The following is a 22,550-nucleotide window of genomic DNA, read 5'->3' as shown; positions in this document are numbered from 1 at the left end:
GAGTATTAAAGTCCGGTGCATTTTCCTACGCAAGCGTTAACTTACAGGTTCTAGAGTCCATGCATCTCTGCATATCTCAGCCCAGCACTATGGGCACCCCTAATGCAATAAATTGTCTATTAATAGTATACCGCAATTTATTCTTTATGAATATCAATAAAGATAATTGGCAAAATGGGGATGATAATTGTAAAATGTAATAAATAAAAAGGTAGGAGAATTTAGAATGGAAGAAGAAATACGTCAAACTACTGATAAAGCTGAAGTTGTCATTATTAATGATGATACTAATCAAAAATTGACATTTAGCAATGGGGGAGTAGACGGCGAATTTGAGATTATCGTCACAGATAAAAAGCCGGTACCAGAGCTCTTCCAACCTGTTGGCACCTTACCAGATGGAAAGTATACGATTAAGGGGAACTATGCTGGTCAAGACTACCGGGAAATTAAGTTAAATGGTGCTTATGAAGTATATGGAAATCCAGAAGATGGAAATGTAATGATTACGAAAAGAGATGGGGGAAACTAAGTGTTTATTAACGTCGAAAAGAAAGCACAGAAGCTATTTAATACTTATCAACAAGCAACGAGTAAAGAGAATATGGCAATGGTCTTAGCTAATCCGCTTTTTTCATGGCATGCTACTTACTATACTGCTAAACGCAAAAAGAACATGATTTTCTTAAATGATGCTACTACCATGGCAATTGTCTTGTTTGATGTAAATGCTAAAAATAAACAGACGATTAAAGAGCGCTTTGAGAAACAACTAGCAATAGTTTGGCAAGAGTTAGGGTTGTCTGCCGAATCATTGGCAGATTACTTAGCCATAGGTGGGGATTGGCAAATCAGTAAAACGATTCACCCTTTGCAAATAAAAACCATAACTAATTTTTATAAGAATGTCATAAAGCCACAAGCTAAAACCATAACCAGTGAAATAGACTTAGCAAAAGCATTGGTTAAGAAGGTACAACAAAAAGGCAGAATTTATGTTGGTGAAGACGAGACAGTTAAGATAATCGAAATGGCTCAACCGTTTAACATTAAACACGTAAATTTTGAAGAATTATATTTAAAAGAAATTACTAATAAGTTAAGAAGATTAAGTCAGTTAGATGGAGAAGACCTTACTGCCGATGAAGTGGATAATGTAATCCAACAAATCCAAGATGCAAATAATCAACTCTTAGACCTTTTCCTTGTTGATGCCAAGAGTAATTATAGTGCTAAAACTGTTCGCCGCTATCGAGATAACTTGCGATTTTATCTTAATGAATGGGCTGCCTATCGTTTGAGTACTATTTTCAATATTTATGTTCATAGTAGTGTTGATGAATTAGAATTTCACGGAGTAGACAAGACAGAACGAACGAATATTAAGGCTTCCTTGAAGAAACTGGCAAAGTACTTAAAAGATAAAAATATTATTAGTGATAATGAGTACGATGACATTCTCGTAGATACGCAAAAAGACTCGGTCGACCTTGATGAAGAATACGAATACGAAGATGAAGGTGAAGATCAAGCGATCGAGGATTTTCTCGCTTCATTATTTAGTGAATCAGAGAAGCTTCCAGTAGTATTCGATTCACAAACTGATAAAATGCTTGATGAATATCTTAAATCATTTGTTGCTTTGTATGGTCTTATTTCTGCACAACAAGCTTACCAAATTATTCATTCCCAAAATCCATCAATTGATAAAGAGCGCTTCGATCAATACATTCAAAATAAATTTGACGAAATGACGATGGAATACTGTATCATTGATTTTAGAGAAGCATTTCAGAATGTTGATATTGCTCCTGAAATTTTCATCTTTAGTCCACTTCTTATTAAAGATGGAGATAGACTGCCTTCGTTTTATAAACATCAACAGGGCCTTCCATACTATATTCCAGAAAAAGAAGTCTTAATTGATAATAACTTTAATCCATTTGCCAATATCAGTAACTATCAGCAAGACTTGGAAGAGTTGCTTGCTAACCAATATGGATTATCTGGAGACGACCTTAAAGGTGCTGCTTTCCTATCCCTTTACCAATTGAAAATGAGTGATTATGAGCTCGAATTATCAAGCGTAAATAAGGCTATCACTAAGGTCATTGTATTCTTAAACGAGGAGCATGGCCTTAGTGTAAAGCAGGATAAAGCTAATGAACCATTGATTAAACTTTTAGTATTAATTGCGACAAATATTCGACGCCCATGGAACCGGGGATGGACTAATTATGAAATGTTAAGGACTAAAGACATTGCTGAATTGGTTTCTGAAATGGGAATTAATTTGGATGATCCCAAACTGTCAAGTGAGATTATCAGTAGAATTAAAGCGGGAAGCATTAACCGTGATGAGTTACTAAACTTCCTTGAAAGTAGCAATTTACCGCCAAAAGTGATTTCAAAGCTGTATAAACAAGTAGAAGAATTATAAAAAAGATGGAGACGCGAGAAAATTTTCTCAGCGGTCGCCATCTTTTTGCTTATGAAGAGTTTAAAGTCAATTGAATGACAAGAATTCTTCAAAATTCATTCTATTTCAATGTCAAATTTAGTTAATATCAGGATATAAATAGCTATTAAAATTATGTTATCCGCATAAAACTTACTTAAATTCCTCCCAAAAAGCTGGCTTTATAATAATTTTTCTGTGATGTCGTTCTATCCAGCCTTTTGTTTCAAAATCCTTAAAACAACGGGAGAGACTTTCAGCACTAGTACCTAAATAACTTGCAAGGTCTTTTAGTGACATTGGGAGGGTAATAGAATTTTCTTCTTCATTATAAAGATCTTCTAAATAGGCTACTAATCTGACATCAACGCGATAAAAAGATAGCAATTGCGCTTGCCTTTCTAATTCAACTGATTTTTTAGCGTTTAATTTTAAGAGATTTTGTCCAACTTGATGGTCTATTTTTAGTAATTTGTGAAAATCTGCTTTATAAAGAATGTATACTTCAGTCTTGGTTAAAGCAATCCCATAAACTGATGTATTTTCCAAATCAAACAAATAATTTTCTCCACCATAATCTCCAGCGCCGATAATGCGGATAATATGTTCTTTTCCATCTTTATTCAACTTATAAACTTTCATTTGGCCTAAAACAACAATAATTAACTCATCTTGTGAATTCGGTGAAAAAATAAGATCTCCTTTATTAAAAGCTTTGTGATGTAGTAAACTTTTAAGATACTCCTTACCCTCATTAGATAAATCATTAAATAGTGGGACACGATGTATATAATCTTTATTTTTCATAGCTATTATTCCTTTATTAAAATTCCAAAAGTTGATGTTCATCATTTTTTTGAATTTATTAATGAATTATAATTATCACAGGAAATAAAATTGTATGTTTCAAACAGCTATGTATAGCAATTATGCGATAATAGAGTGAAAAAAGCAATGAAAAATCAAAAAATAATTAAGAGGAGTTGATTAATATTTACTAAGTATTTTTATTAGAAAACCTACGGGTAAAATGAATTAAGATAGGCTTTTTGATATCACTTATTCATTAGCGAATGCTATAAAATAATCAATTTAATTAAAATGTTAACTCCATTCTTAAATGACAATACGTTTACCCCAAAAATAAATTTAGAGTATTTGAATACAGTTCATATACTCCTTCGACCGTACTAAATAACTTGTAATATGCGTATAAAATAATTGTTAGTCTTAATATATAAAGTAGTTTATGATTAATAGCGCTAAATTAACAAAAAATTACTTTCGGTAAAGTTACATTCTAAATTGATTTTTATTTATAGTTGATAAAAAAGATGCCTAAATTTCATTAGGGAAGATTTTGATGGATTTGAAGGTGCTCCATCAAAAATCACTTCGAGAATACTTGTTTTATTTGATTATTTATAATAAAACTCGTTATTAGGGATTCGAATCATCATATGATTTGAATTTATGGGTGGTTTTTTAGTAAAAGTTCGAATATAGAGAGTTGTAAGTTATTTTATTGATGTTTAGAGTAATAACAAATAAGGGTAACTATAACAAGCACAATAGATATCTGATGGATGATGATACCCCTCACGGAAATGTGAAGGGTGTTTTTATATAATTAGTATATAAAGTTATTAAATATTTTAGTTTACATAATATTCAGAATAATAACTATTCAAATTTGAAATTTTGAACCACTTTATCAAGGTCTTCTTGCTCAATCCCCAGATAGTGGCGCGTATTCCGTTCGGAGGAGTGATTAAACAACTGCGAAATGATTTCAACGTTAACCCCCTTCTTATAGAGTTGGCGACCAAAAGTTTTTCTAAAAGAGTGTGTTCCAATCTTAGCAACGATTTTATTATTTTCCGTTTTTCTAGCCATTCGTTGCAACATCTCGTAAAAGCCATGCACCGAAAAATGGCCTTCTTGTTTTCCGGGGAAAAGGTAATCATTTTCATCTTTGTAATCTAAGTCGTTAAGATAATCAATAATCTCGGCAAGGCAATTATTCCAAAAGAGGGTTTTAGCTTTACCAGTTTTTTGTTCAATAACACGGGTTTTAGTTTTGTTTAGAACATGACCAACCCTTAATGTCACAACGTCTGATGCTCGTAATCCGTTATTAAGGGCAATTGCAATTAGTAATAGGTTCCGGTTAACCAATTCAGGACGAGAATGCAACTTAATTGTCTCACGGAGCTGATCATATTCTTCAAGAGTTAAAAATTTAACATTCTCTACCCAGATTTTCCGTTTACCCTTAATTTGACCGTTAGTTTTATTTTTGGGAATATAAATTCGCTTTTTAGTCGACATAATATTTCTTCCTTTATTAGTTTGTAAGGTAATCAACTAAAGTAGGGACTATTTTTTCTCCTTCTTTCCGACCAGTTTCGTAAAGTGCTCGAATCTTCTTAACATTTCCTTCAATCCGTTTAATCTTGATTGGTTTAGAGGGAGCGATATTAAAGATCTTTCCTTCACGAGCTAGGCGATTAATTTCAGCAATCTGTTGGTTGTAGAGAAGGGGGCGATCGATCCCTGCTTTAGCAAATTCGGGATAATCTTTATATACCATGTTATATAACTTCTTTACAGCAGAACTGGATGGCTTCTTCCGGTAATTAACATCTCTGGTCCGGACAACAACAATCTTGTCATATCCTTGTTGTTGTGCAATATCAAATGGAATAGAATCTGTAATCCCGCCATCAAGACAAGGCCCTTGGGATGTTTCCTGTGGATCTGAAAGAAAGGGCATCGAAGAAGAAGCTTTGAGGGCATTGGTTAGCTCCTCACCAACAGGATCCGTAAACAAAACTGTTTTTCCTGTTTTCACAGAAGTAGCGACTGCTGTGAAATGGGATGCTGAACGACGATAAGCTGCCTCGTTAAAATTCTGCCAAGAATATCCGTGATCCTCAAAAAGATAATCAAGATTGATTATTTGCTTTTTAAATACACGAGCCATCGAGATATATTGACGATCGTGCCGATGATTAATATTAATATTGGCAGCGCGTCCATATTGCTTAGAAACGAAATTAACTCCACAAAGCGAACCAGCAGAAACACCAATTACACTTCGAAATTCAATATGGTGAGCGAGAAATGTATCAACTATTCCGGCAGTATATTGTCCACGGAATGCGCCACCTTCTAAAACTAATGCTGCATTATATAACATAAACTGAAATAACTCCTTTTTATCCCCTAAAAAATAGCAGAAATGGGCTACTTTTTAGTGAGACACTTTTTCAATAAAATTATACAACAGTCTTACGTGAAAATGTAGGATTTTAAAAGCTTGTTATATCAACGTTTATTCTCAGTGAACGTAAGACTCTTTTATCAAAAGAGTCTTACTGATTTTAAAATAATGCAAAAATCGGGGCAAAAACAGAAATTGCCTCTCAGACGAAATGAAACTCATTTTGATGAGTAGTAGGTCATTACAATTCGTCTTAGGGGGGATAAGTAGTATTACCAAAAGTGAGTAGAAAGTAATTATTTAAATATGAACTTTTTATGAAGGAACTATTGATAATTTAAGATAATCATAATAAAATAGTGCACAGTTAATTGTTAAACGTTTAGCAAAAAAGTAAAGAAACGGGGTTATTTCTATGCTAGAACGCAAGGAACATAAGAAAATGTATAAAAGCGGTAAAAATTGGGCAGTCGTTACACTCTCTACTGCTGCGCTGGTATTTGGTGCAACAACTGTAAATGCATCCGCGGACACAAATACTGAAAACAATGATTCTTCTACTGTACAAGTTACAACAGGTGATAATGATATTGCTGTTAAAAGTGTGACACTTGGTAGTGGTCAAGTTAGTGCAGCTAGTGATGCGACTATTAAAAATTCTGCTAATGCAAATAGTGCTTCTTCTGCCGCTAATACACAAAATTCTAACAGTCAAGTAGCAAATTCTGCTGCAATGACTTCATCTACAAGTTCCGCAGCTTCATCAAATAATACAGATAGTAAAGCGGCTCAAGAAAATGCTAATACAGCCAAAAATGATGACACGCAAAAAGCTGCACCCGCTAACGAATCTTCTGAAGCCAAAAACGAACCAGCTGTAAACACTAATGATTCTTCAGTTGCAAAAAATGATGATCAACAATCCAGTAAAAAGAATACTACCGCTAAGTTAAACAAAGATGCGGAAAACGTTGTAAAAAAGGCGGGAATTGATCCAACTAGTTTAACTCCGGATCAAATTAAAGTATTGAATAAGCTTAACTTCTCAAAAACTGCAAAATCTGGTACACAGATGACTTATAATGATTTCCAAAAGATTGCCGATACGTTAATCAAACAAGATGGTCGGTACACAGTTCCATTCTTTAAAGCAAGTGAAATCAAAAATATGCCTGCCGCTACAACTAAAGATGCACAAACTAATACTATTGAGCCTTTAGATGTATGGGATTCATGGCCAGTTCAAGATGTTCGGACAGGACAAGTTGCTAATTGGAATGGCTATCAACTTGTCATCGCAATGATGGGGATTCCAAATCAAAATGATAATCATATCTATCTCTTATATAATAAGTATGGTGATAATGAATTAAGTCATTGGAAGAATGCAGGTCCAATTTTTGGCTATAATGCAACTCCACTTTCTCAAGAATGGTCAGGATCAGCTGTTTTAAATAGCGATAACTCTATCCAATTATTTTATACAAGGGTAGACACATCTGATAACAATACCAATCATCAAAAAATTGCTAGCGCTACTCTTTATTTAACTGATAATAATGGAAATGTATCGCTCGCTCATGTAGCGAATGATCATATTGTATTTGAAGGTGATGGCTATTACTACCAAACTTATGATCAATGGAAAGCTACTAACAAAGGTGCTGATAATATTGCAATGCGTGATGCCCATGTAATTGAAGATGATAATGGTGATCGGTACCTTGTTTTTGAAGCAAGTACTGGTTTAGAAAATTATCAAGGCGAGGATCAAATTTATAACTGGCTAAATTATGGCGGAGATGACGCATTTAATATCAAGAGTTTATTTAGAATTCTTTCTAATGATGATATTAAGAGTCGGGCAACCTGGGCTAATGCAGCTATCGGTATCCTCAAACTAAATAAGGACGAAAAGAATCCTAACGTGGCAGAATTATACTCACCATTAATTTCTGCACCAATGGTAAGTGATGAAATTGAGCGCCCCAATGTAGTTAAATTGGGTAATAAGTATTACTTGTTTGCCGCTACCCGTTTAAATCGAGGAAGTAATGATGATGCATGGATGAATGCCAATTATACGGTTGGTGATAATGTGGCAATGGTTGGATATGTTGCTGATAGTCTGACTGGTCCTTATAAGCCATTGAATGATTCTGGCGTTGTATTAACGGCATCTGTTCCAGCAAACTGGCGCACTGCAACTTATTCATACTACGCTGTGCCTGTTGTTGGAAAAGACGATCAATTGTTAGTTACTTCATATATGACTAATAGAAACGGAGTAGCTGGAGAAGGGATGGATTCAACCTGGGCACCAAGTTTCTTGCTACAAATTAATCCTGATAATACAACTACTGTTTTAGCCAAAATGACTAACCAAGGGGATTGGATTTGGGATGATTCAAGCGAAAATCTTGATATGATTGGTGATCTGGATTCTGCTGCCTTACCTGGTGAGCGTGATAAACCTGTTGATTGGGATCTAATTGGTTACGGATTGAAGCCACATGATCCTGCTACGCCAAAGAATCCGGAAACGCCAACTACTCCAGAAACTCCTGAGACACCTAATACTCCAAAAACACCAAAGACTCCAGAAAAGCCTGGAACACCTCAAACACCAGAGACACCAGGTACTCCGAAAACACCTAATACCCCAGAAGATCCTAAGCAGCCTAAAATTCAAACTAATACTCACTTACCACAAACGGGGAATACTACTAATACAGCCGTGATTGGTTTAGGTCTAGGAACTTTGCTTAGTATGTTTGGACTTGCAGGAATTAACAAGCGTCGATTTAACTAAAAAACAAAACCGCTAAGCCTTAAATGCAGTGACGTGTATCCTTAAAGTTGGAACCTGTATGTTCTTGCTTTAAAATTGAATAAATATTTTTCTAGGCAACTAGATTCTGCTCATATTGAAGTGGAGTTTGGTTGCCTAGTTTTGTCTGAATACGGCGTTCGTTATAAAAGTGACTCCATTCATTAATTGCTTGGCTTAATTCTTCTTGATTGCGATAACTGGTATCAGGACCAATTTCTGCTTTCAGTTTACTAAAGACTGTTTCACAGGCAGCGTTATCCAGACAGGTTGCTCGATGCGACATGCTTTGCCTAATGTTTCTCTAGCGAAGTAGTTTGCGCCAAGCACGATGTTGATAGTGCCAGCCTTGATCAGTATGTAAAGTTAATTGGTATCCTGTATGAGGTAACTGCTTAAGTAATTGCTGGAGTGGATCTAATGCGAATTGAAGATTTGGATGTTGACTGATTGACCAAGTGAGAAGCTGGTTAGTTGCCAAGTCCTTAATAATTTCTAAGTACACTTTTCGCCCATCATGAGCCTTTAATTCTGTAATGTCACAAACCATTTTCTGATATTTACGGTTACTCATAAAACGCCGATTTAGCTTATTCTTAGCTTTCTTGCCATTTGGTCCCTTAGAGGAATCATACTTACGGACTCGCCGATTATATTTGATACATTTAAGTCCCATTTCATGCATTAAGCGCTGAATGCGCTTATGATTAGGTGTCTTTTTACCAATTAAGCGATAGTAGTCTCGAATTTGAGTGCTTAAACGGCGTACGCCGTATTTAGCTTGGTAGTAGTTAAAGAGGCCTTTAATAACGGCTTTAAGTTCTTCTTCATCCTCATCCGGATGTTCAAACCGATTTTGCCAATACTGATAGGTTGACATGGAAATGGGAAGTGCATCGATCAAATCCTTTAATAAGTATTTAGCCTTGAGGTCATAAATTACTTGTGCGAGTCCTTTTTTGGACGCTTTCTCAAGGCTGTCAATTTTTTTGAGGCATCGAGTTGTATCTTTAACAATAAGTTTTCTCTTTGTAAGGCTTGGTTCTGTTTTTGGAGCTGAAGAAGCTTGTCTTGATTCTTGTCGTGTCGTTTGACCATTTTTAGGTTTCCTTCCCCGACGCAATCTCAGTAAAGCCTGTGGCCCTTGCTTGTTATAGAGACATTCCCACTGATACACTGAACCTGGGGAACGATATCCAAAGTGAATACAAGTTTCTGAGATTGACGCCAAATTTTCTTGTTTCCACTTTACCAGATTTAACCGAAAATCCCCAGTTACTTTGGGTGGATTGAGTAATGATCCTTTACCAAATCTTGCATAAATTCCCACCCAAATTTGGAAATCATGTTCAGCAATCCCGTATTTATGCCTAACTGATGATCACCGTTAGCATATTCTTCAACAGCTTTAAGTTTAGTTTTAACGCTAATTTTGGTCATATAAAATACCCCCAGAGTTGATTTCCAACTCTGGGGGTACACGTCACAGCTTAACGGTTTTTTATTTTGAAAGTTTTTATTGTAAAAAAGCGAATCCTCGTTAATACTTTAATGCAATTGTTGTAAAACCTTGCGACAGTAGTAACAGTGAATTTGACCATCTTTGTCAGCTAACTTTCGTGCATGCATCGCAGAAAAAGTATAGTGTTCATGACAAAACGGACAAACATATTTTCTTTTTCCAAATAGTGATGTAATAAAGCCCAAAATTTTCTCCTCCATAAAAATTTATACACCATTTATCATTATAGCGAAGATTATCTTTATAGAAAAGGATTTTATTCATTTGTTTTTTTATATGAAGTTTCACTAATTTCTTTAAGGGCATCCCGCTGTTGCCTCTGGTCAACGTGAGTATATAAATCGGTAGCAGATGTTCCTTTTTGTCCCAATTGTTGAGCTACTAATACTTGATCTTTTGTTACCTCATACATTTCAGAAGCAAGGGTATGACGTAATTTATGGGGAGTAAGAGGATGTCCAAAAGCGGTTGAATACTTTTTAACCATTTTTTCAATTGCATTAGCTGTCATTCGTCGAGTTTGCTTGTGATAAACGGTTAGGAAGAAAGCAGTATCCTTTTTTAAAGCGTGGTATCGCTGCGCACGAATCGCTTGATAAGTTTGGATATAACTAACAGCCCAAGGTGCAATTGGTACCGAATCTTTTTGGCCACCTTTTCTTGTTACATCCAGCAGTGATTGCTTTAAGTTTAAGTCACCAAGATTTACATTGGCCGCTTCAGATACCCGGACGCCTGTTCCTAAAATAAGAGCAATAATTGCAATATCTCGTTCTTTGTTTACTTTATAAGAGGGAAGGGCTCTTTTATCACATTTGTTCGGATATTCTTTTTCAATGAAGGTGATAAAATCAAATTTCATTTGTCCTCGGTACATGTGTGAAGCTAGGGTATGTGCTCGATAATTTAATGTTTTTGTATCATTAAGGGAGTCAATCTTCAACATTACATTACGGTCAAAATAAGACTCACCATTATTATTATCTGCGGTAACTGTTAAAAACTTATATAATGACCTCAATGCATTAATAGATCGATTAATTGAAGTGGGGGAATTTAACCGTCCTTGTGCATTGGTAGTATGTTGAAGATTATCGATATAAAGCATTACATCGCTGCGTCGTAAATTAGCTAGCGTATCGATTGGTAGATCCTTATTAGAATTAACAGCGACGAGCCCACTTGACCGTAACCAATCAAAGAATCTCCGAATTTCAGTTAAGTACTGATAGGTTGTTGTAACTGCATGATTGGTCCCTAAATAATACTCGTTAACATAATCAGGAAGGTTTTGAAGCTCCTCTTGAATTAGCTTTAAATATTTATCTGCTTCCATTTTTATATCCTCCTTGATACTAAAAAGAGCCGCTTGAAAGAAAACTTTCAACGACTCTCTAAAACTATCGGGAAAACAGGATTCGAACCTGCGACCCCCTGGTCCCAAACCAGGTGCTCTACCAAGCTGAGCTATTTCCCGTTAACAACGAACAAATATTATTTTACCAATTCTTAATTAAAGAGTAAAGAAATATTTTAAGCATTTTTAATTTAAGGTGATTAATAGTTGAAAATTAAATGACATCATAGCAAAATTTTTATTAATTGCAAAAAACATGATTGAACCGAAATGCTTCTCTAACATTCAATAAAGATGATAAATAATTTTATTATCGACTAGGTATAAAGAATATATTTCCATAAAATAGTTTGACATCCAAAATACTTTTGAATATAATTTGATCATCGAATATTTTGATACTCGAAATATTTTTTTGAAGGCAGGTGAATCTTTTTGGCAATAATGAATGCGCAGGAGATTATGGAATTAATTCCTAATCGCTATCCGATTTGCTATATCGATTATGTCGATGAATTAGTTCCTGAAGAAAAGATTACCGCAACAAAAAATGTCACAATTAACGAATCATTTTTTCGCGGTCATTTTCCTCATAATCCTGTTATGCCTGGAGTTTTAATTATCGAAACTTTGGCACAAGCTGCTTCAATTTTGATATTAAAATCACCACATTTTTATAAAAAAACAGCTTATCTTGGTGCAATTCATAAAGCAAGATTTCGACAAATGGTCCGCCCTGGTGATGTATTAAAACTAAATATTGTTATGAAAAAAGTTCGATCATCAATGGGAATTGTGGAAACAAAAGCGCTTGTGAACGACAAAATAGCTTGTAGTGCAGAGCTTGTCTTTATCGTTGCTGAACGAGAAGAAAAGATTTAGCATGGTGAATCATTATCATTTATAATATATTTTGATAATCAAATTATTCGGGGCTATAGAATAAAATTGAAGGGAAGAAATATATTATGAGTAAAGATAATGATTATGAAAAAATCAATAAAGGATTAATAAAGGTTTATTCCGGAATTCTATGGATTGAAGAAAATGAATTACGGAAAAGTACATTCAATGATTTAACAATTAAAGAAATGCATGCGATTGATGCAATTACGATGTATAACCATCAAACAATTTCTCAAGTAGCAGAAAAACTTCATTTAACTCCAGGAACAATGACTTCAATGGCTGATCGTTTAATTCGCAAGGGATATGTTGAAAGAATTCGTGATAAAGATGATCGCCGCATTGTTCGGTTACGTTTAACAAAAAGAGGACGAGTGCTATATCGTGCGCACCGTGCTTTCCATAATATGATGGTTGAACGTTTCCTCCAAGGAATGAGTGATGAGGAAATGAAGGTTGTCAAAAAAGCCTTGCAAAACTTAGAAGATTTTGTTGATGAGCATGCTTAGAGATAAGGATTGACCAACATTGCAAAATTTAAGAATTACTAGTACTGCGAGTTATCATCCATCACTCAAAATTACTAACCAGCAATTATCAACAATCATGAATACTTCAGATGAGTGGATTAAGACGCGGACTGGAATTCATCAACGTTATATCAGCAATAATGAAAACACATCAGACTTGGCTGTTAACGTTGGTAATCAGTTATTGACCAATGCTAATTTAACGGCGACTGAACTTGATTTAATCATTATTGCAACGATGTCTCCTGATGCCTATACTCCTTCAACGGCTGCCATTGTTCAAGGAAGATTAGGAGCAAAAAATGCAATTGCGTTTGATATCTCAGCAGCTTGTACTGGCTTTATCTATGCCATGAATACAGCTGAGTTAATGTTGAAAAACTCTTATTGGCAAAATGCAATGGTAATTGGCGCGGAAGTATTATCAAAACTGATTGATTGGAAAGATCGAAGTACCGCTGTATTATTCGGCGATGGGGCTGGAGGGGTGCTACTTCAAAAGACAGCTACAACAACTCCTTTAATTCTCGGCCGTGATCTCCATACATTTGGTGACTTGGGAGATAAAATTATTGCCGGAAGAACATCGCTTAAAGCCGGCTTTCCTAAGCAGCTAACATCCCTTTCACCATTTATGATGGCTGGTCGTGATGTATATCGTTTTGCCACTCATGAAGTTCCACGCTCAATTGCTTCTGCCGTTCAACAAGCTAATTTGAAAATAGACGATATTGATTATTTTTTATTACATCAGGCAAATGAACGGATAATTACCCAAATTGCAAAGAGGCTGGCACAACCAATTACAAAGTTTCCAATGAATATTAGTGAATATGGAAATACGGCCGCTGCTAGTGAACCAATTTTATTGACTCAAGCTATTACCCAAGGATTAGTTAAGCCAGGAAATATTATTGCAATGAGTGGTTTTGGCGGCGGTTTAAGTACAGGAACAATAATTTTAAATTATTAATAGAGAAAGAAGAATGAATATGACTAAAGAAGAAATTTTTAATACTGTAAAAAATATTACTGTTGATGAATTAGATGTTGACGAAGATCGTGTAACGATGAATGCACGAATCAAAGACGATCTTGATGCTGATAGTCTTGATGTTTTCGAAATTATGAATGAGCTTGAAGATAAGTTTGAAATTGAATTAGATGCTGATGAAGGAATCGAGACTATTAGTGATGTTGTTGATTTCGTAAAGAAACAATTGGATGAAAAATAATGTACTACGGAATATTATTTAGTGGTCAAGGTGCACAGCGATCGGGAATGGGAGTCGAGCTTATGGCCGACTCCCTTTTTTCAAGGATTGTTAGCCAGGCAAGCACTATTTGTGAACTTGATTTGCTCAAAATTATGAAAAACGAGCATAACGAGTTGAATAAAACAGCATATGTTCAACCAGCAATTGTAACAGTTAGTTATGGAATCTACCGAATGTTAAAACGAGATCTACCTCAATTATCAATTAAGGGGATGATTGGCCTATCTTTAGGCGAGTACGCTGCCTTAATTGCTAGCAATTCACTTTCATTTGAAGAAGGAATTAAACTAGTCGCGGACCGTGCTCGCTTTATGCAACAAGACGCGGACAAGGAAATAAGTACATTAGCAGCTGTCCTTGACCCTCAACTTCAAGAGATAAAAGAACTAATCACCGCTCAACAAGAAAATGATCAGCGGGTTTATATTGCTAACTATAATTCGCCACGACAAATCGTAGTGGGCGGGGCATTAACCGACTTAAGGGCTACTCTTAAAAAGATTGAAGAAGGCAAGCTTGCTAAAAGAACGGTTATGCTCAAAGTTAATGGTGCATTTCATACACCTTTCTTTAACGGTGCACGTCAACAGATGCATAACCGGTTACAAACGGTCGACTTCCATGAGCCACAGATTGAAGTTATTAGCAATACTACTAACAGCTTATTTCATTGTGAAGATCTTCCAGGAATCCTTGAAAAACAATTAGCTGTTCCAACACACTTTGGAGCTAATGTTAAGGAATTAGTCAAGCGCGCAAAAATTGACACAACATTAGAAATTGGTCCTGGAAAGACATTATCTCGCTTTGCTCACCAAGTTGACCATCGTTTAAATACTCAACATATTGAAAATCTTGCTGATTATGAAAATTTTATAAAGGAGCAAAAAGATGAAACTGACAGATAAAGTCGTTTTTATAACCGGAAGTACTCGCGGAATTGGGGCAGCCACTGCGTTAGAGTTCGCTGAAGCTGGTAGTCGACTAATCCTCAATGGGCGGCAGGATAACTTACCAACCGCGCTTAAAGAAAGACTAGATTCACTAGGGACAGACTATCACTACCTTAAAGGCGATATCGCAAATAAAGAATCAGTTAGTGAATTAGCAACAACTGCTTGGCAAATATATGGGAAGATAGACATTCTTATTAATAATGCTGGAATCACGAATGATAAGTTAATGATGGGGATGAAAGCTAGTGATTTTGACCAAGTCATCAACGTTAATTTACGAGGAACCTTTATGTTAACGCAACCTATTTTTAAGAAAATGCTCAAAGAACGAACTGGTTGCATTATCAACCTTGCTAGTATTGTTGGTCTGCATGGTAATACTGGTCAAGCTAATTATGCTGCAAGCAAGGCAGGAATAATCGGCCTTACTAAATCAATTGCCCAAGAAGGAGCTCGCCGCGGGATTCGTTGCAATGCGATTGCTCCCGGAATGATTGCTAGTCATATGACCGAAAAATTATCTGAACGGGTAAAAGATCAGCTGCTTAATCGTATCCCTCTCAACCGCTTAGGACAGCCAGGAGAAGTTGCTAAGACGGCAAAATTTTTAGCAGAAAATGATTATTTAACCGGTCAAACTATTGTCGTCGATGGTGGGATGACAATCTAGGAGGGACAAAATGACAAGAGTTGTAATAACAGGAATGGGTGCTGTTGCTCCTAATGGTAATGGTATTCAAGAGTTTATAAGTAATAGTTTTGCAGGCAAAGTTGGAATTAAAACGATCAAGAAGTTTGATGCCAATTCGACAGGAATTACCGTAGCTGGTGAAATTGACAACTTTGACCCTAATGATGTCATTGGGAGAAAAGCTGCGCGTCGAATGGACCTTTATTCTCAATATGCCTTACAAAGTGCGATTGAAGCAATGGAAATGGCTGAGATCAATGAAACAAATACCAAGCCGGTTGACATGGGTGTGATTTATGGATCCGGAATTGGTGGTTTAACAACTATTCAAGAGCAAATTATTAAAATGCATGATAAGGGTCCTAAACGGGTATCCCCAATGTTTGTTCCAATGTCAATTGCCAACATGGCAGCGGGTAATATTTCTATTCACTTTAATGCACAAAATATTTGTACATCGATTGTGACTGCTTGTGCCACTGGAACTAATGCAATTGGAGAAGCCTTTCGTCAAGTTAAAGAAGGACGCGCTAAAGTAATGATTGCCGGTGGGTCAGAGGCTTCAGTAAATGAAATCGGAATTGCTGGTTTTGCAGCATTAACAGCATTATCGCAAGCAACTGATCCACTTAAAGCTTCCTTACCATTTGATAAAGATCGACAAGGATTTGTTTTAGGCGAAGGGGGTGCAACACTTATTTTAGAGGATCTTGAGCATGCGCAAAAACGCGGTGCTAACATTCTTGGTGAAATCGTCGGTTATGGTGCTACCTCGGACGCTTACCATATTACATCCCCCGATCCAACAGGTGCTGGGGCAGCAAGAGCAATGGAACTAGCGATTAAAGAAGCAGGAGTTAGTCCTAGCGAAATTTCCTATATTAATGCCCACGGAACCGCTACTCATGCCAATGATGAAGGCGAATCTAAAGCAATCAATCAGGTATTCGGTTCTGATAGCCGTGTTCGTGTCAGTTCAACTAAGGGAATGACTGGACATTTGCTTGGAGCTGCGGGAGCAATTGAGGCAGTCTTAACAGTAACTGCTTTACAAAAAGGACAATTACCGATGAATATAGGTTGTTTTAATCAAGATCCGAAGTGCTCAGTTAACCTTGTGACGACAGACAACAAGAACGCATCAAACGCCCGTTATGCAATAAGTAATTCTTTTGGCTTCGGTGGTCATAATGCTGTTTTAGCCTTTAAGAAATGGGAGTGATTTATCTTGGAATTTAAAGAGATTCAAACATTGATGCAAAATTTTGAAGATTCTGATATTCGTGAATTAGAACTAAATCAAGATTCCTTTCAGCTCTACTTAAGTAAAAATAAGCAAACTCACAAGCATGAAGATCTTGTATCAACTGAAAGGACAGAGCAAACGACTTCAGTTAAGAAAAAGATAAACGAACAGCCAGCTTTACTTTCACAAAATATAACTGCGCCCCTAGTCGGTACTGTTTATCTTCAACCGAACCCCGACGCTGATCCCTATGTTAAAAGTGGCGACCACGTAAAAAAGGGAGATGTTGTTTGTGTGATTGAAGCAATGAAAATGATGACAGAGATAAAAAGTCCTTTTAACGGAATCATTACTTCAATTTGTGTAAGCAATGAAGAGTTAGTTGAAGTAGAACAACCGCTTTTCTCAGTGCAGGAGGATAAAGATAATGACTAATAAAACTTTAGATATAACTGAAATTCAAAAAATTCTTCCGCATCGTTATCCAATGTTGCTAATTGACCAAGTTGATGAATTAATCCCCGGTAAGAAGGCAATCGCACGGCGTAATGTCACGATTAATGAAGAGGTTTTTAATGGTCATTTCCCCCAAAATCCAGTTTTACCAGGAGCATTAATCGTTGAATCACTGGCGCAAACAGGTGCCGTCGCTCTCTTATCGCAAAAAGAGTTTCAAGGAAAAACAGCCTATTTTGGTGGAATTCGATCAGCAGAATTTCGTAAAGTAGTTCGCCCTGGTGACACATTAAAGTTAGAAGTCAACCTAGAAAAAGTGCACAAAAACATTGGAATTGGTAAGGGAATCGCAACCGTTGATGGTAAAAAAGCCTGTACAGCTGAACTGACTTTTATGATTGGGTAGGTGGTTTGATGTTTTCCAAAGTACTAGTCGCCAATCGTGGTGAAATTGCTGTCAGGATAATACGATCGTTACGGGAGCTAGGAATTAAGACAGTAGCTATTTATTCAACTGCAGACCGTGAAAGCCTTCATGTTCAATTAGCAGATGAAGCTGTATGCGTTGGAACTGCCCGCGCCCAAGACTCATATTTAAATGCGAAAAATATTTTAGAAGCTGCTCTTGGTACGGGTGCGCAGGCGATTCATCCTGGTTTTGGCTTTCTATCAGAAAATGCGGAATTTGCGACAATGTGTGAAGAATGCGGAATTACTTTCATCGGTCCTCAAGCCTCAGTTATTGACTTAATGGGAAATAAGGAGCATGCCCGAGAACAAATGAAAAAATCAGGAGTGCCTGTGATTCCTGGAAGTGATGACTATATTACCAATGTTAATGACGCCGTTGATGCTGCAAATAAGATTGGGTATCCAATTTTGTTAAAAGCAGCTGCTGGTGGCGGTGGTAAAGGGATTCGACGAATTAACGATTGTAATCAGATGCGGCAAATATTTAGCGAGGCACAAAACGAAGCCCGGCTCTCATTTAATGATAACCGAATGTACCTTGAAAAAATTATGGAGAATGTTAAACATATTGAGGTTCAAGTGTTTCGCGATAATTTTGGTAATGCCGTTTTCTTTCCTGAACGAGACTGCTCGATTCAACGAAATAAACAAAAATTGATTGAAGAGAGTCCTTGTGTGCTAGTAAATGAACAAGAGCGAAAAAAGCTAGGACAAATTTCCATGCGAGCCATCAATGCGATTAACTATCATAATACGGGGACAATAGAATTTCTAATGGATAAGGACCATCACTTTTACTTTATGGAAATGAACACTCGTATCCAGGTTGAACATACAGTGACAGAGATGGTAACCGGAATCGATTTAGTAAAGGCACAGGTTATCGTTGCTGCGAATGAACCACTTCCTTTTACTCAACAGGATATTCAAGTTCATGGGCATGCTATCGAATGTCGGATAAATGCTGAAAATCCTAAGCAAAACTTTATGCCAGTGACTGGGACGATTAACTACTTGTATCTTCCAGTTGGTAATTTAGGGATGCGAATTGATACTGCTATTTATCCCGGCAGTAAGATTACTCCTTATTATGATTCAATGATTGCTAAGGTAATTGCCCTTGGCCAAGATCGCCAAGAAGCCATTGAAAAAATTAAACGGCTTTTAAATGAAATGGTAATTATGGGTGTAACAACAAACCAAAATTTCCATTTAGCAATCCTAAACAATCCTAAATTTTTGGCAGGAATAGCTTCAACAACGTTTCTTGAAGACTCTTTCTTGCCACAATGGAAGAAGGAGCTGACAGTGTGAAATTATATGATCAAAATAATACTTTAAGTGAACGGCATATCAAAGCAGACAAAAACGCTGATGAAAAAGTCCCGGATCAAATGTGGCTAAAATGTCCTCATTGTCATCAATTACTATTCGCCAAGCAACTAACTCAATATGCTGTTTGTACTAGCTGCGATTATGGATTACGAATACCTGCTCGTCATCGACTTTCATGGTTAGTAGATTCTTTTAAAGAATTCGATAACGATCTCCAGACAAAAGATCCGTTACATTTTCCCGGATACCAAGAAAAAATTAGCAAACTCCAAAGACAAACTAAACTGAATGATTCAGTCTTAACTGGTGAAGCCTCAATTAATGATCAGCTATTTTCACTAGGAATTATGGATCCAACATTTATTATGGGGTCACTAGGAACTGTTACAGGCGAAAAGATAACACGCTTATTTGAATATGCGACTACCCATCGTCAAGCAGTGGTATTATTCACTGCTTCAGGTGGGGCACGGATGCAAGAAGGAATTACATCATTAATGCAGATGGTCAAGATATCGCAAGCAATAAATGAACATGCTGCTGCAGGTCTTTTATACATTGTGGTATTAACCGACCCAACAACTGGTGGGGTAACAGCAAGCTTTGCGATGGACGGAGATATTATTCTCGCTGAGCCTCATGCACTTGTTGGCTTTGCAGGCCGTCGAGTTATTGAACAGACGATCCATCAACAAATCCCTGTCGATCTTCAATCAGCTGAAAATATTCTGCATCATGGGTTTGTTGACCGAATTGTAAAACGTCAAGATGAAAAAAAGCTGCTTGAATGGCTATTAAAAACAGGGAGCGTTGCTAATGAATGAACAATTATCAGCAAGTGAGATTATTAAACGTGCTCGCAACGACAATAAAATTACGGGGATGGAGATTATTCAAAATATTTTCCCAGATTTTGTTGAGTTGCATGGTGACCGAGCAGGCGGGGATGATCCTGCAATCGTCGGTGGAATTGCTACTTTCCATCACCAACCAGTTACCGTCATTACCACTGATCGAGGAAAAACAACAGAAGAGAAGGTCATAAAGCATTTTGGTTCACCAATGCCTAATGGATATCGCAAAGCACTCCGTTTGATTAAGCAAGCAGCTAAATTTAAGCGGCCTGTATTCTGTTTTGTTAATACCGCAGGAGCATTTCCTAGCAAGGAAGCCGAAGAAAATGGGCAAGGAAGTGCGATTGCCCAAAACATTTTGCAAATAAGTCCGCTTGCTATTCCAATTATCACGATTATTTATGGTGAAGGGGGTAGTGGGGGTGCATTAGCATTAGCATGTGGGGATGAAGTATGGATGTTAGAAAATAGTACTTATTCTATATTATCTCCTGAGGGGTTTGCTTCTATTATGTGGAAAGATAGTTCGAAGGCAGATAAAGCAGCAGAATTAATGCAAATGGTGCCGCAAGCTTTATTAAGGCAAGGGATTATCGAAGGAATTATTCCAGAGAGTGAAGAGCATCGTCAAACTTGCAAAGATATCGAGCAAGTTTTAATAAAACGATTAAACAACCTGCAAAAATTATCGCCAAATCAACTTCTAGCAAATAGGAAAAAACGTTATCGCAAGTTTTAAGGAGGATCAAATGGGAAATATATTAACAGGAAAAAAGATCGTTGTTATGGGAGTAGCTAATAAGCGTTCTATTGCATGGGGATGTGCACAAATGATGGCTGAACAAGGTGCACAAATTATCTATACTTATCAGAATTCCAGAATGAAAAAAAGCTTACAACGGTTAGTAGATAATGAAAATCAATTAATTGAATGTGATGTAGCGAATGATGAAAGTATTGAACAAGCTTTTACAGCCATAAAAGATCGTTTTGCAAAAGTAGATGGAATTGTACATGCAATTGCTTTTGCAAAAAAAGAAGAATTAGCTGGCTCAATTCTTGGTGCTAGTCGCAATGGTTATACAATCGCTCAAGATATTTCGTCTTATTCCCTTATTGCTGTCACTAAGGTTGCTAATCAGTTAAATCTATTAAATAATCCCGCAAGTATTGTTACCTTAACTTATTTTGGTTCTGAACGTGCTATCCCGAACTATAATATAATGGGAATCGCTAAAGCAGCCCTTGAAGCTAGTGTTCGCTATTTAGCGCGTGATTTAGGAGAAAAACGAATCCGTGTTAATGCAATTTCTGCTGGAGCAGTTAAGACATTAGCAGTTACAGGCATTAAAGGTCACGATGAACTTTTAAAGATGTCCCAAGCAAGAACTGTTGACGGAGAAGATGTGACTATTAGCGAAATTGGGAATGTGTGTGCATTCTTAATGAGCGATTTATCAACCGGAATTACTGGCGATACCATTTATGTTGATAAAGGAGTACATTTGATTTAAAAATATAAATTCTAAAGACTGAGAAATAAGATTTTTTCAGTCTTTTTGCTATCTTCTCGAAGGAAAACTTAACAATAGCAAGATTTTTTTGTTTTTTTCAAAAAAGTTCTTGCTATTTTATAGATCAGTTGGTATTATTAATAACGTTGTGAAAGACGAGTTAACAATTTCAGTGAGAATTGTTTAATATGTTAAATGGCCCGTTAGTCAAGTGGTTAAGACACCAGCCTTTCACGCTGGTATCGTGGGTTCAAATCCCGCACGGGTCACTTTTGCGGAAGTAGTTCAGTGGTAGAACATCACCTTGCCATGGTGGGGGTCGCGGGTTCGAATCCCGTCTTCCGCTTAGTCAGTTCTATTATGCCGGGGTGGCGGAATTGGCAGACGCACAGGACTTAAAATCCTGCGGTTAGTGATAACCGTACCGGTTCGATCCCGGTCCTCGGCACTATTTCGGGAAATAGCTCAGCTTGGTAGAGCACCTGGTTTGGGACCAGGGGGTCGCAGGTTCGAATCCTGTTTTCCCGATCTGGCTAAGCAACTAAGAGGTAATCTTCTTAGTTGCTTTTTTGTAGTCAAAATTTGATTTTTGCTTTGTAATAAGCAGTACTAAAGTAGCCATTAATTAGTTTTTTGAAATAAAACAAACTTTTTTTGAAAAAAGTATTGCTTTTTATGGGATAACTTGATAATATAATATTCGTCGCTGATATGCGGGTATAGTTCAGTGGTAAAACCACAGCCTTCCAAGCTGTTGTCGCGAGTTCGATTCTCGTTACCCGCTTTTAATTAATTTCATATGGCCCGTTAGTCAAGTGGTTAAGACACCAGCCTTTCACGCTGGTATCGTGGGTTCAAATCCCGCACGGGTCACTTTTGGAGGATTAGCTCAGTTGGGAGAGCATCTGCCTTACAAGCAGG

21 protein-coding genes, 7 tRNA genes, 1 pseudogene and 1 riboswitch are annotated in these 22,550 nt (G+C 36.8%); of the genes and pseudogenes, 22 read left to right on the top strand and 7 right to left on the bottom strand.

All coding sequences use genetic code 11. The features are described from left to right. Positions 1-5: 5 nt before the first annotated feature. Positions 6-111, bottom strand: a riboswitch (TPP riboswitch). 115 nt (positions 112-226) lie between these two features. Both H5S10_RS07825 and H5S10_RS07820 read left to right on the top strand, forming a co-directional pair. Beyond that, complete coding sequence (locus H5S10_RS07825) at positions 227-532, top strand: hypothetical protein (RefSeq protein ID WP_182586683.1); 306 nt, start codon at positions 227-229, stop codon at positions 530-532. Next, positions 533-2,440, top strand: a complete 1,908-nt coding sequence (locus H5S10_RS07820) for a DUF6933 domain-containing protein (RefSeq protein WP_182589230.1) — start codon at positions 533-535, stop codon at positions 2,438-2,440. 171 nt (positions 2,441-2,611) lie between these two features. Here the strand turns inward: H5S10_RS07820 and H5S10_RS07815 are convergent, their stop codons facing one another. From H5S10_RS07815 to H5S10_RS07805, 3 genes are all read right to left on the bottom strand, one after another. Continuing rightward, a complete protein-coding gene (locus H5S10_RS07815; protein WP_182589229.1) occupies positions 2,612-3,265 on the bottom strand; it encodes a Crp/Fnr family transcriptional regulator in 654 nt (217 codons plus the stop codon). 876 nt (positions 3,266-4,141) lie between these two features. Then, positions 4,142-4,789: a site-specific integrase gene (locus H5S10_RS07810; RefSeq protein ID WP_066035837.1), complete on the bottom strand. Its 648-nt coding sequence runs from the start codon at positions 4,787-4,789 to the stop codon at positions 4,142-4,144. Between the two features lie 16 nt (positions 4,790-4,805). Beyond that, positions 4,806-5,660 (bottom strand): patatin-like phospholipase family protein, encoded by an 855-nt coding sequence (locus tag H5S10_RS07805; protein ID WP_019251293.1) that lies wholly within the window; start codon positions 5,658-5,660, stop codon positions 4,806-4,808. Between the two features lie 439 nt (positions 5,661-6,099). Between H5S10_RS07805 and H5S10_RS07800 the strand changes: the two genes are divergently transcribed. Beyond that, positions 6,100-8,496 carry a glycoside hydrolase family 68 protein gene (locus tag H5S10_RS07800; RefSeq protein ID WP_182589228.1) on the top strand — a complete coding sequence of 799 codons (2,397 nt, stop codon included), beginning with the start codon at positions 6,100-6,102 and terminating at the stop codon, positions 8,494-8,496. 91 nt (positions 8,497-8,587) lie between these two features. On the opposite strand, the pseudogene H5S10_RS07795 reads toward H5S10_RS07800, so the two are convergent. From H5S10_RS07795 to H5S10_RS07780, 4 genes and pseudogenes are all read right to left on the bottom strand, one after another. Next, positions 8,588-9,954 (bottom strand): annotated as a pseudogene (locus H5S10_RS07795) (IS3 family transposase). A 108-nt stretch (positions 9,955-10,062) separates the two neighbouring features. Continuing rightward, entirely contained in the window at positions 10,063-10,221 is a 159-nt protein-coding gene (locus H5S10_RS07790; RefSeq protein ID WP_182589227.1) for a hypothetical protein, read from the bottom strand. Between the two features lie 71 nt (positions 10,222-10,292). Further along, positions 10,293-11,372 (bottom strand): tyrosine recombinase XerS, encoded by a 1,080-nt coding sequence (gene xerS / locus H5S10_RS07785; RefSeq protein ID WP_182589225.1) that lies wholly within the window; start codon positions 11,370-11,372, stop codon positions 10,293-10,295. 67 nt (positions 11,373-11,439) lie between these two features. Beyond that, positions 11,440-11,513 (bottom strand) — tRNA-Pro (locus H5S10_RS07780). A gap of 315 nt (positions 11,514-11,828) precedes the next feature. On the opposite strand from H5S10_RS07780, the gene fabZ (H5S10_RS07775) reads away from it, so the two are divergent. The 19 genes from fabZ (H5S10_RS07775) to H5S10_RS07685 all read left to right on the top strand — a co-directional run bounded on the left by fabZ (H5S10_RS07775) (position 11,829) and on the right by H5S10_RS07685 (position 22,502). Then, entirely contained in the window at positions 11,829-12,275 is a 447-nt protein-coding gene (gene fabZ / locus H5S10_RS07775) for a 3-hydroxyacyl-ACP dehydratase FabZ (protein WP_134989036.1), read from the top strand. A gap of 86 nt (positions 12,276-12,361) precedes the next feature. Beyond that, complete coding sequence (locus H5S10_RS07770) at positions 12,362-12,808, top strand: MarR family winged helix-turn-helix transcriptional regulator (RefSeq protein ID WP_182586688.1); 447 nt, start codon at positions 12,362-12,364, stop codon at positions 12,806-12,808. Positions 12,809-12,827: 19 nt separating this feature from the next. After that, complete coding sequence (locus tag H5S10_RS07765; protein WP_182589224.1) at positions 12,828-13,802, top strand: beta-ketoacyl-ACP synthase III; 975 nt, start codon at positions 12,828-12,830, stop codon at positions 13,800-13,802. Positions 13,803-13,821: 19 nt separating this feature from the next. Then, the gene (locus tag H5S10_RS07760) at positions 13,822-14,064 is read left to right on the top strand and encodes an acyl carrier protein (RefSeq protein ID WP_142499230.1); all 243 of its coding nucleotides are present in this window, start codon (positions 13,822-13,824) and stop codon (positions 14,062-14,064) included. Further along, a complete protein-coding gene (locus H5S10_RS07755) occupies positions 14,064-15,014 on the top strand; it encodes an ACP S-malonyltransferase (protein ID WP_182586690.1) in 951 nt (316 codons plus the stop codon). Before H5S10_RS07760 ends, H5S10_RS07755 begins: the two co-directional genes overlap by 1 nt. Then, a complete protein-coding gene (fabG, locus tag H5S10_RS07750) occupies positions 14,998-15,732 on the top strand; it encodes a 3-oxoacyl-[acyl-carrier-protein] reductase (protein ID WP_182589223.1) in 735 nt (244 codons plus the stop codon). Before H5S10_RS07755 ends, fabG begins: the two co-directional genes overlap by 17 nt. Positions 15,733-15,742: 10 nt before the next feature. Continuing rightward, the gene (fabF, locus tag H5S10_RS07745) at positions 15,743-16,975 is read left to right on the top strand and encodes a beta-ketoacyl-ACP synthase II (RefSeq protein ID WP_182586692.1); all 1,233 of its coding nucleotides are present in this window, start codon (positions 15,743-15,745) and stop codon (positions 16,973-16,975) included. 6 nt (positions 16,976-16,981) lie between these two features. Continuing rightward, positions 16,982-17,434, top strand: a complete 453-nt coding sequence (locus H5S10_RS07740) for an acetyl-CoA carboxylase biotin carboxyl carrier protein (protein WP_182586693.1) — start codon at positions 16,982-16,984, stop codon at positions 17,432-17,434. Continuing rightward, positions 17,427-17,861, top strand: a complete 435-nt coding sequence (gene fabZ, locus H5S10_RS07735) for a 3-hydroxyacyl-ACP dehydratase FabZ (RefSeq protein WP_182589222.1) — start codon at positions 17,427-17,429, stop codon at positions 17,859-17,861. The genes H5S10_RS07740 and fabZ (H5S10_RS07735) overlap by 8 nt, the downstream gene beginning before the upstream one ends. Before the next feature lie 8 nt (positions 17,862-17,869). Continuing rightward, positions 17,870-19,240 carry an acetyl-CoA carboxylase biotin carboxylase subunit gene (gene accC / locus H5S10_RS07730; protein WP_182589221.1) on the top strand — a complete coding sequence of 457 codons (1,371 nt, stop codon included), beginning with the start codon at positions 17,870-17,872 and terminating at the stop codon, positions 19,238-19,240. After that, complete coding sequence (gene accD / locus H5S10_RS07725; protein WP_182586696.1) at positions 19,237-20,085, top strand: acetyl-CoA carboxylase, carboxyltransferase subunit beta; 849 nt, start codon at positions 19,237-19,239, stop codon at positions 20,083-20,085. Before accC ends, accD begins: the two co-directional genes overlap by 4 nt. Continuing rightward, positions 20,078-20,854: an acetyl-CoA carboxylase carboxyltransferase subunit alpha gene (gene accA / locus H5S10_RS07720; protein ID WP_182589220.1), complete on the top strand. Its 777-nt coding sequence runs from the start codon at positions 20,078-20,080 to the stop codon at positions 20,852-20,854. The genes accD and accA overlap by 8 nt, the downstream gene beginning before the upstream one ends. Before the next feature lie 10 nt (positions 20,855-20,864). Beyond that, positions 20,865-21,629 (top strand): enoyl-ACP reductase FabI, encoded by a 765-nt coding sequence (gene fabI / locus H5S10_RS07715; RefSeq protein ID WP_182589219.1) that lies wholly within the window; start codon positions 20,865-20,867, stop codon positions 21,627-21,629. Between the two features lie 197 nt (positions 21,630-21,826). Beyond that, a tRNA-Glu gene (locus tag H5S10_RS07710) sits at positions 21,827-21,898 on the top strand. 5 nt (positions 21,899-21,903) lie between these two features. Then, positions 21,904-21,975, top strand: a tRNA-Gly gene (locus H5S10_RS07705). 16 nt (positions 21,976-21,991) lie between these two features. Then, positions 21,992-22,077 (top strand) — tRNA-Leu (locus H5S10_RS07700). Positions 22,078-22,083: 6 nt separating this feature from the next. Then, positions 22,084-22,157: transfer RNA gene (locus tag H5S10_RS07695), tRNA-Pro, on the top strand. A 185-nt stretch (positions 22,158-22,342) separates the two neighbouring features. After that, positions 22,343-22,413, top strand: a tRNA-Gly gene (locus tag H5S10_RS07690). Between the two features lie 17 nt (positions 22,414-22,430). Beyond that, positions 22,431-22,502 (top strand) — tRNA-Glu (locus tag H5S10_RS07685). Positions 22,503-22,550 lie beyond the last annotated feature (48 nt).

The organism is Limosilactobacillus balticus, from assembly GCF_014145615.1.
In the GTDB taxonomy this organism is placed as follows: Bacteria; Bacillota; Bacilli; order Lactobacillales; family Lactobacillaceae; genus Limosilactobacillus; species Limosilactobacillus balticus.
This window is presented reverse-complemented; position numbering and strand designations above follow the sequence as displayed.